At 61.5% G+C, this 9,364-nt stretch carries 10 protein-coding genes; 4 read left to right on the top strand and 6 right to left on the bottom strand.

The genetic code is table 11. The features are described from left to right. The coding region (locus GIV26_RS19155; protein ID WP_236281879.1) for an ATP-binding cassette domain-containing protein at positions 1-1,052 on the top strand (1,052 nt) is incomplete at its 5' end. Between the two features lie 9 nt (positions 1,053-1,061). Next, positions 1,062-2,030 carry an L-arabinose ABC transporter permease AraH gene (gene araH / locus GIV26_RS19150; protein WP_236281877.1) on the top strand — a complete coding sequence of 323 codons (969 nt, stop codon included), beginning with the start codon at positions 1,062-1,064 and terminating at the stop codon, positions 2,028-2,030. Between the two features lie 115 nt (positions 2,031-2,145). Here the strand turns inward: araH and GIV26_RS19145 are convergent, their stop codons facing one another. Beyond that, on the bottom strand, positions 2,146-3,294 hold the full coding sequence (locus tag GIV26_RS19145; protein ID WP_057977072.1) for an aldose epimerase family protein: 1,149 nt from the start codon (positions 3,292-3,294) through the stop codon (positions 2,146-2,148). 138 nt (positions 3,295-3,432) lie between these two features. Between GIV26_RS19145 and GIV26_RS19140 the strand changes: the two genes are divergently transcribed. After that, entirely contained in the window at positions 3,433-4,200 is a 768-nt protein-coding gene (locus GIV26_RS19140) for an SDR family NAD(P)-dependent oxidoreductase (protein ID WP_072448670.1), read from the top strand. 132 nt (positions 4,201-4,332) lie between these two features. Here GIV26_RS19140 and GIV26_RS19135 read toward each other — a convergent pair whose 3' ends face one another. Both GIV26_RS19135 and mug read right to left on the bottom strand, forming a co-directional pair. Continuing rightward, positions 4,333-4,929, bottom strand: a complete 597-nt coding sequence (locus tag GIV26_RS19135) for a glutathione S-transferase family protein (RefSeq protein WP_034127278.1) — start codon at positions 4,927-4,929, stop codon at positions 4,333-4,335. A gap of 30 nt (positions 4,930-4,959) precedes the next feature. Continuing rightward, a complete protein-coding gene (gene mug / locus GIV26_RS19130; RefSeq protein ID WP_236281875.1) occupies positions 4,960-5,493 on the bottom strand; it encodes a G/U mismatch-specific DNA glycosylase in 534 nt (177 codons plus the stop codon). Between the two features lie 95 nt (positions 5,494-5,588). On the opposite strand from mug, the gene yghU reads away from it, so the two are divergent. Next, positions 5,589-6,416, top strand: a complete 828-nt coding sequence (gene yghU / locus GIV26_RS19125) for a glutathione-dependent disulfide-bond oxidoreductase (RefSeq protein WP_034127280.1) — start codon at positions 5,589-5,591, stop codon at positions 6,414-6,416. 160 nt (positions 6,417-6,576) lie between these two features. Here the strand turns inward: yghU and GIV26_RS19120 are convergent, their stop codons facing one another. The 3 genes from GIV26_RS19120 to GIV26_RS19110 are packed head-to-tail and all read right to left on the bottom strand — an operon-like array spanning position 6,577 to position 9,318. Next, entirely contained in the window at positions 6,577-7,503 is a 927-nt protein-coding gene (locus GIV26_RS19120) for a sugar ABC transporter substrate-binding protein (RefSeq protein WP_034127281.1), read from the bottom strand. Between the two features lie 19 nt (positions 7,504-7,522). Beyond that, a complete protein-coding gene (locus GIV26_RS19115; RefSeq protein ID WP_236281873.1) occupies positions 7,523-8,302 on the bottom strand; it encodes a TIM barrel protein in 780 nt (259 codons plus the stop codon). Continuing rightward, entirely contained in the window at positions 8,302-9,318 is a 1,017-nt protein-coding gene (locus tag GIV26_RS19110; RefSeq protein ID WP_236281872.1) for a Gfo/Idh/MocA family oxidoreductase, read from the bottom strand. The genes GIV26_RS19115 and GIV26_RS19110 overlap by 1 nt, the downstream gene beginning before the upstream one ends. Between the last annotated feature and the right edge of the window lie 46 nt (positions 9,319-9,364).

The following is a 9,364-nucleotide window of genomic DNA, read 5'->3' as shown; positions in this document are numbered from 1 at the left end:
AAATCGCCAAGGCGCTGTCCCGTGGCGCCCATGTGATCGCCTTTGACGAGCCGACCAGTAGCCTCTCGGCGCGGGAAATCGACCGCTTGATGGCCATCATCACGCGCCTGCGCGAGGAGGGCAAAGTGGTGCTCTACGTGTCGCACCGTATGGAAGAAGTGTTCCGTATCTGCGATGCGGTGACGGTCTTCAAGGACGGTCGCTACGTGCGTACGTTCGAGGACATGAGCACGCTGACCCACGACCAGTTGGTGACCTGCATGGTCGGTCGCGATATCCAGGACATCTACGATTACCGCCCGCGCGAGCAAGGCGAAGTCGCGCTCAAGGTGGACGGCTTGCTCGGCCCGGGCCTGCGTGAACCGATCAGTTTCCAGGTGCGCAAGGGCGAGATCCTGGGCCTGTTCGGGCTGGTGGGGGCGGGGCGTACCGAGCTGTTTCGCTTGCTCAGTGGGTTAGAGCGCGCCAGTGCCGGCAGCCTGGAACTGTGCGGGCAAGCGCTGCAACTGCGCTCACCCCGGGACGCCATCGCCGCCGGGGTATTGCTGTGTCCGGAGGATCGCAAGAAAGAGGGCATCATCCCGCTGGGCAGCGTCGCTGAAAACATCAACATCAGCGCGCGTGGCGCCCATTCCACCTTTGGCTGGCTGTTGCGCGAAGGCTGGGAGAAAGGTAACGCCGACCGACAGATCCAGGCGATGCGGGTCAAAACGCCGAACGCGGCGCAGAAGATCCTGTACCTGTCCGGCGGCAACCAACAGAAAGCCATTCTTGGCCGCTGGCTGTCGATGCCGATGAAGGTGTTGCTGCTCGACGAACCCACTCGCGGTATCGACATCGGCGCCAAGTCGGAGATCTACCAGATCATCCATAACCTGGCGGCCAGTGGCATTGCGGTGATCGTGGTGTCCAGCGACCTGATGGAGGTGATGGGCATCTCTGACCGCATCCTGGTGCTGTGCGAAGGCGCCCTGCGCGGCGAACAACTGCGCGAGCACGCGACTGAATCCAACCTGCTGCAACTGGCCTTGCCACGCGGCCTGGCGAACTGAGAGACGACCATGACCATTCAAAACAACGCGTTGCCCTCGGCACGCAAACCCCTCGATATGCGTGCATTGCTCGATAACTGGGCGATGCTCTTGGCGGCGGTGGGCATCTTCGTACTGTGCGCGCTGCTGATCGATAACTTCCTCTCTCCGCTCAACATGCGCGGCTTGGGCCTGGCGATTTCGACTGTCGGTATTGCCGCGTGCACCATGCTGTTCTGCCTGGCCTCGGGGCACTTCGACCTGTCGGTAGGCTCGGTGATCGCCTGCGCCGGGGTAGTTGCGGCGATTGTAATGCGCGATACCGACAGCGTGATCCTGGGCATTGGCGCAGCGCTGCTGATGGGCCTGATGGTGGGGCTGATCAATGGCATTGTGATCGCCAAGCTGCGGGTCAACGCCTTGATCACTACGCTGGCGACCATGCAAATCGTGCGCGGCCTGGCTTACATCTTTGCCGACGGCAAGGCGGTAGGCGTGTCCCAGGAGCAATTCTTCGTGTTCGGCAACGGCCAATTGTTTGGTGTGCCGGTGCCGATCCTGATCACCATTGTCTGCTTCCTGTTCTTCGGCTGGCTGCTCAACTACACCACCTATGGGCGCAACACCATGGCCATCGGCGGTAACCCGGAGGCGGCGCTGCTGGCGGGCGTGAACGTTGACCGCACCAAGATCCTGATCTTTGCCGTGCACGGCCTGATTGGCGCGCTGGCGGGAGTGATCCTGGCTTCACGCATGACCTCCGGCCAGCCGATGATCGGCCAGGGCTTCGAGCTGACGGTGATCTCGGCCTGCGTGCTGGGTGGGGTGTCGCTGAGCGGCGGTATCGGCATGATCCGCCATGTGATTGCCGGGGTGTTGATTCTGGCGATCATCGAGAATGCGATGAACCTGAAGAACATCGATACCTTCTACCAGTATGTGATCCGTGGTTCGATCCTGCTGTTGGCCGTGGTCATCGACCGCATGAAACAACGCTGAGCCCAGGCGCTGTGAAAAACCAATGTGGGAGCTGGCTTGCCTGCGATAGCGTTGGTTCAGGCAATAATTGTGTAGCCTGTGCCACCGCTATCGCAGGCAAGCCAGCTCCCACAATTTAATCAGCGGTGAACTTGAAAATAGTGTGTTGGGTGTAAGTCTGCCCAGGATTCAAGCGGGTCGAGGCAAAGCTCGGCTGGTTAGGCGCATCCGGAAAATGCTGGGTCTCCAAAGTAAACCCACTCCAATGCTGATAGGTCTTGCCGCCTTTGCCCTTCACCGAACCGTCGAGGAAGTTGCTGGTATAAAACTGTACGCCAGGCTCTGTGGTGTAGAGCTGCAAACGCCGTCCTGATTCAGGATCATGCACCTCGGCGGCCAACTGCTTGACGTCCCCTTTGGTATCCAGCGCCCAGTTGAAGTCGAAGCCACCTTGCTTGGGCTCGGCGAATTTGAGCTGCGGATGGTCGTCCTTGATGTGCTGGCCGATGGCGGTCGGTTTCAGGAAATCCATTGGCGTGCCCTTGACCGGCGCCAGTTCGCCGGTGGGAATCAAGGTGGCATTCACCGGTGTGTAGTGGCTGGCGTGCAAGGTGGCGACCTGCTTGAGAATGTCGCCGTTGCCCGCGCCGGCCAGGTTGAAGTAGCTGTGGTTGGTGAGGTTGAGCACCGTCGGTTTGTCGGTGGTGGCGGTGTAGTCGATGTGCAGTTCGTTGTTGTCGTTGAGGCGGTAGGTGACCTCGGTCTTCAAGTTGCCCGGAAAGCCCATTTCCCCGTCCTTGGACAGGTAGGTGAGGGTGACCCCCACCGAGTCTTTGTCCTTGACCGATTTGGCTTGCCACACCTGCTTGTCGAAGCCCTGGGCGCCGCCATGCAATGAATTGGGGCCGTCGTTGAGCGGCACCTGGTAGCGTTTGCCGTCGAGTTCGAAGGCGCCGCCGGCCAGGCGATTGCCGAAGCGGCCGATGGTGGCGCCGAAAAACGCGGTACCGCCTTGATAGCCTTGCACGTCGTCGAAGCCCAGCACCACGTCGTCGAGCTTGCCGTGTTTGTCCGGCACCTTGAGCGACTGCAGCACACCGCCGTAAGTGATCACCGTGGCTTGCATGCCGTGGCTGTTGCGCAACACGTACTGTTCGACGGCGGTGCCATCGTTGGTTTTACCGAAGGGTTTGTGTTCGCTGCTAAGGCCGGCTGCGTGCGCGCCGCCGCTGGCGATCAGCATAGACAGCGCGAGGCCGGACAGCAGGTATCGAGGGTGCTTCATGGTCGAACTTCCTTTTGTTGTTTTGCTGGAATAGTTCTACTAATTTGAGATATTTTGTCGATATGACAGCAGATTTATAGCCTTTAACGCCGTTCTTGCAAAATAAAATAAGACTAATTAAGCGGAGCACTCATTGTTATGACTACCCAGCAAGCGATTTATCCCGACCTCAAGGACAAAACCGTGCTGGTTTCCGGCGGGGCTTCGGGGATTGGCGAGTTCATGGTGCGGGCCTTCGCCGCGCAGGGTGCCAAGGTGGCGTTTGTGGACCGTGCACAGAGCCAGGGTGAACGCTTGGCGGCGCTGCTCAACTCCAAAGGCCAGAGTGTCGAGTTCGAGTGCTGCGATATCACCGACGAGATCGGCTACCGTGCGGCGATCGGGCGTTTCGAGCACTCCCTGGGGCCGATCACGGTACTGGTCAACAATGCGGCGAACGATGTGCGCCACAGCCTGGAAGAAATCGACTCGCACATGTTCGACCAACTGATTGCGGTCAACCTCAAGCACGCCTTCTTTGCCGCCAAGGCGGTGGTGCCCATGATGAAGGAGGCTGGTAGCGGCTCGATCATCAACCTGGGCTCGGTGGGCTGGATGATGGCCTCGGCCGGCTACCCCGTATACGCCGCCAGCAAGGCTGCCGCCCACGGCATGACCCGGGCCCTGGCGCGTGAACTGGGGCCCAACCATATCCGCGTCAACACCTTGGTGCCGGGTTGGGTGATGACCGAAAAACAACTGGCCATGTGGGTCGACGACGCCGCCAAGGAGCTCATCGCCCGCAGTCAGTGCCTGCCCGGCAGCGTGATGCCGGAACACATCGCCAACATGGCGCTGTTTTTGGCCTCGGATGCCTCGGCGATGTGCTCGGCGCAGAACTTTATCGTCGACGGCGGGTGGGTGTAGCGACACCAACAGGGCTCCCTGTAGGAGCGAGCTTGCTCGCGAAAAACGTCAACGATAACGCGTGTAGCCTGAGTAAACGCGGCGTCTATGAGTTTTTCGCGAGCAAGCTCGCTCCTACACATTAGGGCAAGTTCATTCGATGGGGTAACGCTTGAACGCCGGGTGCTGCTCCAGGCGTTCGGCATGGCGCTTGAGGTTGGGGAACGCATCGGCCTTCACCACCGAGGCCACGGTGAACTGGCTGAACGACCAGGCGACCGCTGCGGTGAGGGAGGCCTGGGTCAGCGCCTCGTTGCCCGCCAGTTGCTTGTCCAGCAACGTATAGGCCGCCAGCAATTGCCCGGTAACGCGCTCAAGCCAAGGCGCATGCAATTTTTCAGCGGGGCGCAGGTTGTGTTCATAGACGATCTGCACGCTTTTTTCACAGGCCGCCAGCGCGAGCCCAAGCAGTTGCAGGTCGCGGGCGCGTGCCGCCGGTTGTTGGGGCAGCAGCTTTTTGTCAGCCGGCGCCAGCGCTTCCAGGTAATCGAGGATCAGGCTCGAATCCATCAGCATCGTCCCATCGTCCAGCACCAGGGAAGGGGCCTTGACTACCGGGTTGATCTGGGCAAATTCAGCGTAAGTGCTGAACACCGACAGCGGTTCATGCACAAAGTCCACCCCGTATAACTCCAGGGAAACAGCCACGCGGCGTACGTAGGGCGAGTCCAGCATTCCGACCAGTTTCATGCAGCCTCCATTGCTTACAGGGTGTTGGGCTCACGAGATTAAGGGCGCGGGCCTGGATTGCGCAACGGCGTTGTGCAGCAGCCGATACGCCTGCACCAATTGATCCAGGCTGAACGCCAGGTTGCGCCCGCTGGGGTTGGGCAGCACCCATACCCAGGCGTCGCCCAGTAGCTGCGCTTGCAAACCCCAGGCGACCTCGCGCTGGCCGGTCAGTGCGCTATAGCCGGGCTTGCCGAGGAACGCGACGAAACGCGGGGCATGGCGGCGAACTTTATGTTCGAGCGCCGCAGCCGCGTCCTGGAACTCATGCCGCGCCAACTCGCCTGCACTGGCCGTTGGCCGTGCCACCAAAGTGGTCAATCCGCAACCGTAGTGCAGCAAGGTGGCGCCGTCTTGCGGGCGAATTTCATTGGGCGTGAAACCGGCCAGGTGCATGGTGCGCCAGAAACGATTGCTGCGATTGGCAAAATGCAGGCCGAGGGCTGCCGAGCCCTTGCCAGGGTTGATGCCGCAGAACAGTACGTGCAAGTGGTCGGCGAGGAGGTCGTCGAGTCGATCATTCATGCCGGATCTTCCATGCTGATAGGTGTGACGAATCATCGACCTTTGGTTTAGTCTGGAGCGCTTAGTTGATCGCAAGCGCCTCTGGAGCATTGATTATGACCGAGTACGTACCTGCCAAAGTCTGGACCTGGGACACCGAAAGCGGCGGCACCTTCGCCAGCATCAACCGGCCCATCGCCGGCGCCACTCACGAAAAGCCGCTGCCGGTGGGCAAGCACCCGCTGCAGTTATACTCCCTGGCCACGCCCAATGGGCAGAAGGTCACGATCCTGCTGGAAGAGCTGCTGGCGCTGGGGCACAGCGGCGCGGAATACGACGCCTGGCTGATCAAGATCGGCGACGGCGACCAGTTCGGCAGTGGCTTTGTGGCGGTGAACCCGAACTCGAAGATTCCGGCGCTGATGGACCACAGCGGCGCCACACCGATTCGCGTGTTCGAATCAGGCGCGATTTTGCAGTACCTGGCCGAGAAGTTCGGTGCGTTCCTGCCCACGGAGCCCGCCGCACGGGCTGAATGCCTGTCGTGGCTGTTCTGGCAGATGGGCAGCGCGCCTTACCTGGGGGGCGGCTTTGGGCATTTCTATGCCTATGCGCCGAGCAAGATGGAATACCCGATCAACCGCTTCGCCATGGAGACCAAGCGCCAACTGGATGTGCTGGATAAGCGCCTGGCGGTCAGCCAATACATCGCCGGGGATGAATACACCATTGCCGATATCGCCATATGGCCTTGGTACGGTGGGTTGGTCAAAGGCCGTTTGTATGGTGCGGCAGAGTTTTTGTCGGTGCATGAATACAAGCATGTGATGCGCTGGGCGGATGCGATTGATGCGCGGCCGGCGGTGCAGCGTGGGCGGCGGGTGAACCGGGTGTCGGGGGATGATCAGTTGCCCGAGCGCCATGATGCAAGTGACCTGGATTGATACGATAACCACGTGGCGAGGGAGCTTGCTCCCGCTGGGGCGCGAAGCGGCCCCGCTCTTTGTTTAAAAAGGCTGGGACTGCTACGCAGTCCAGCGGGAGCAAGCTCCCTCGCCACAGTTGCCGCTTCTGCCTTCGATAGTATCCAGCTGATTGTTCGAGTTATTTGTAGCGCTGCTCAAACACCCCCACCTGCTCAGGCGTGATCAGCTCGAAAGGCACCCACACCTGCGCGTCAACTTGCTCGCCCTTGATCATCCGCACCGCCGCTTGCACGGCCTGGGCAGCCTGGGCCTTGGGGTCCTGGAACACTGAGCCCGCCAGCAGCCCGCGCTTGATCGCTGCCAGGCCATCGGGCAAGCCGTCGATGCCGACAATCGCAATCTCGCCCTTGGCCTTGCCCGCTTGCTGCAAGGCCATGGCCGCGCCAATCGCCATTTCATCGTTGTTGGCGACAATGGCATTGAACGGGGTGCCGGCCAGCAACCAGTTGCTGGTCAGGTCCATCCCCTTGCTGCGCTGCCATTCGGCGCTTTGTTGCTCGACGATCTTGATCCCAGGAAAGTCCTTGAGCACCTGTTTGACCCCCTCGGTGCGGGCATGGGTGGCGTTCTGCGCAAGGTCGCCCATGACGATCGCCACGTTGCCTTTGCCACCCAGTTTTTGGGCGAGGTAACGCATCTGCAATTGCCCCGCTTCGATGTCGTTGGAGGCCACGGTGACCACGCCCTCAGGCAGCGTGCGCTCATCCGGGTGGCGGTTGACGTACACCAGCGGCGTCTTCGCCGCCACGGCTGCGCGGGTGATGTTGGCGGTGGCGGCGGTGTCGACCGGCAGCACGATCACCGCATCGACCTTCTGGTTGAGAAAGCCTTCGACCTGATTGAGCTGGCGCACTACATCGCCCTGGGCGTCTTCGAATTGGATCTGCACGTCCTGGTGTTTGGCTGCCGCCTCCAGGCCGGTGCGCACATAGGTCATGAAGTTATCGTCCACCCGGGCAATGCTCACGCCGATGCGATAGGCAGCGAAGGTCCACTGGCTGAACACCAACAACAGCGCGGCCACTAGTAATGAATAACGGTGCATGAGGCTGTTCCTTTTATTGTTATAGGGTGAATGCCTGACGGAAACGCTCCAGGGCCGACTCGCTGTCGCCGCTGGCCCAGCCCTCCAGGCCGACCACACCGGTGTAACCCATGGCGTGCAAGGCCCGGGCAATGGCCGGGTAGTGGATTTCGCCCGTGCCGGGCTCCTTGCGTCCAGGCACATCAGCGACCTGGATTTCGCCGATGGCGCTGCCAGCGCGCTGGATCAATTCGATCAGGTTACCTTCGCCAATCTGCGCGTGGTACAGGTCCAGGTTCATCTTCAAATGCGGGCTGCCGACGGCTTCGATCAGGGCCAGGGTGTCGTCGGCACGTGCGAGCGGTGTACCTGGGTGATCGACGGCGGTGTTGAGGTTTTCCAGCAGGAATACGCGGCCGGCGTCTTCTCCCAGGCGCGCGATTTTTTCCAGGCTCTTGCAAGCACTCAGCCACATGCGCCCGGTGGTGTGGCTGACGGGCTGCACGGGCAGGCCGCCTTCACCCAGGCCCGTGCCATGCAGATTGAGGCTGGGACAATTGAGGCGCTCGGCAATGCCCAGGGACTCACGGGCGCTGTCGAGCAATTGGCGGATGCCGTCGGGCTCGGTGAGGGTGCCGGTGAGGTAGCCGGTCATCGAGGTGAAGTCCGCGCCGGTCGCCGCCAAGGCATTGATGTCCTTGTCGGCCCAACTCCAGATTTCGGCGCTGAAGCCCAAGGCATGAATACGTTTGACCCGTTCGATGAAGGGCAGGTCGAGAAACACCATTTCGGCACTGACGGCCAATTTGAACGGCATCATCAGCGGGCTCCTTGAACGGCCACGGCCTTGCCGGTTTGGTACGACTCAATGCAGGCACGGGCAATTGCCAGGGCTGCGCGCGCATCTTCACCGCTGGCCAGGGGCTTGGCGCCGCTGCGCAGGCAGTCGACAAAGTGGTTGAGCTCGGCAATGTAGGCGTCGCGCAGCAGGTCGGTGTCCATCCGCTGGGTGTCTGCCTGGATGCCCTCGGCCAGGTAGCGCACCAGGTCGCAGTCGTTAAGGCTGCCCATGCTCAGCATGCCCTTGCTGCCGAACACTTCGCCGCGCACGTCGTAGCCATACACGGCCTGGAAGCTGGCTTCGGCGGTGGCAATGGCGCCGTTGTCAAAGCGCAGGGTGACCACGGCGGTGTCGAGCAAACCTTGGCTTTTGAATTGCGGGGCAATCAGTGCGTCGGCCATCACCTGCACCTGTACCACTTCGGCCCCAGGGTTGAGGTAGCGCAAGGTGTCGAAGTCGTGGATCAGGGTTTCGAGGAAGATCACCCATTGCGGTGAGTTGGCCGGGTTGTTCAGCGCCGGGTCGCGGGTCAGCGAGCGTAGCAGCTGCGGCGTGCCAATACGTCCGGCGACGACGTCGAGGTGCGCCGTGCGAAAGCTCTTGGCGAAGCGCCGATTGAAGCCGACCTGCAAGGGCACCCGTGCATCGGCAGCGGCGGCGATGGCGCGGTCGGCTTCGTCCAGGGTAATCGCCATGGGCTTTTCGCAGAAGATACCCTTGCCGGCGCGTGCGGCGTTGATCACCAGCTCCGTGTGGCTACGGGCAGGGGCGGCGATGAGCACGCCGTCGATGTCCGGGTCGTCCAGCAGCTGTTGCGGGTCGGTGTAGGCCTTGTCCACCCCCAGTTCTGCTGCCAGGCGAGCGGCCTGGCCTGGGACGGGATCGGCGATGGCGGCGAGGCAGGCACCGGGGATGTGGCGTGCGGCGGTAAGGCCATGGAAGCTGCCCATGCGGCCGGCACCGATCAAGCCCAGGCGGATGTTCTGTGTACTCATGAAACGACCCCTCTTGTTGTTGTGGGCCCCCAGGACCGTCCTGGGT

The sequence above is a fragment of the Pseudomonas sp. PA-1-3F genome (assembly GCF_021609665.1).
Lineage (GTDB): Bacteria > Pseudomonadota > Gammaproteobacteria > Pseudomonadales > Pseudomonadaceae > Aquipseudomonas > Aquipseudomonas paracarnis.
This window is presented reverse-complemented; position numbering and strand designations above follow the sequence as displayed.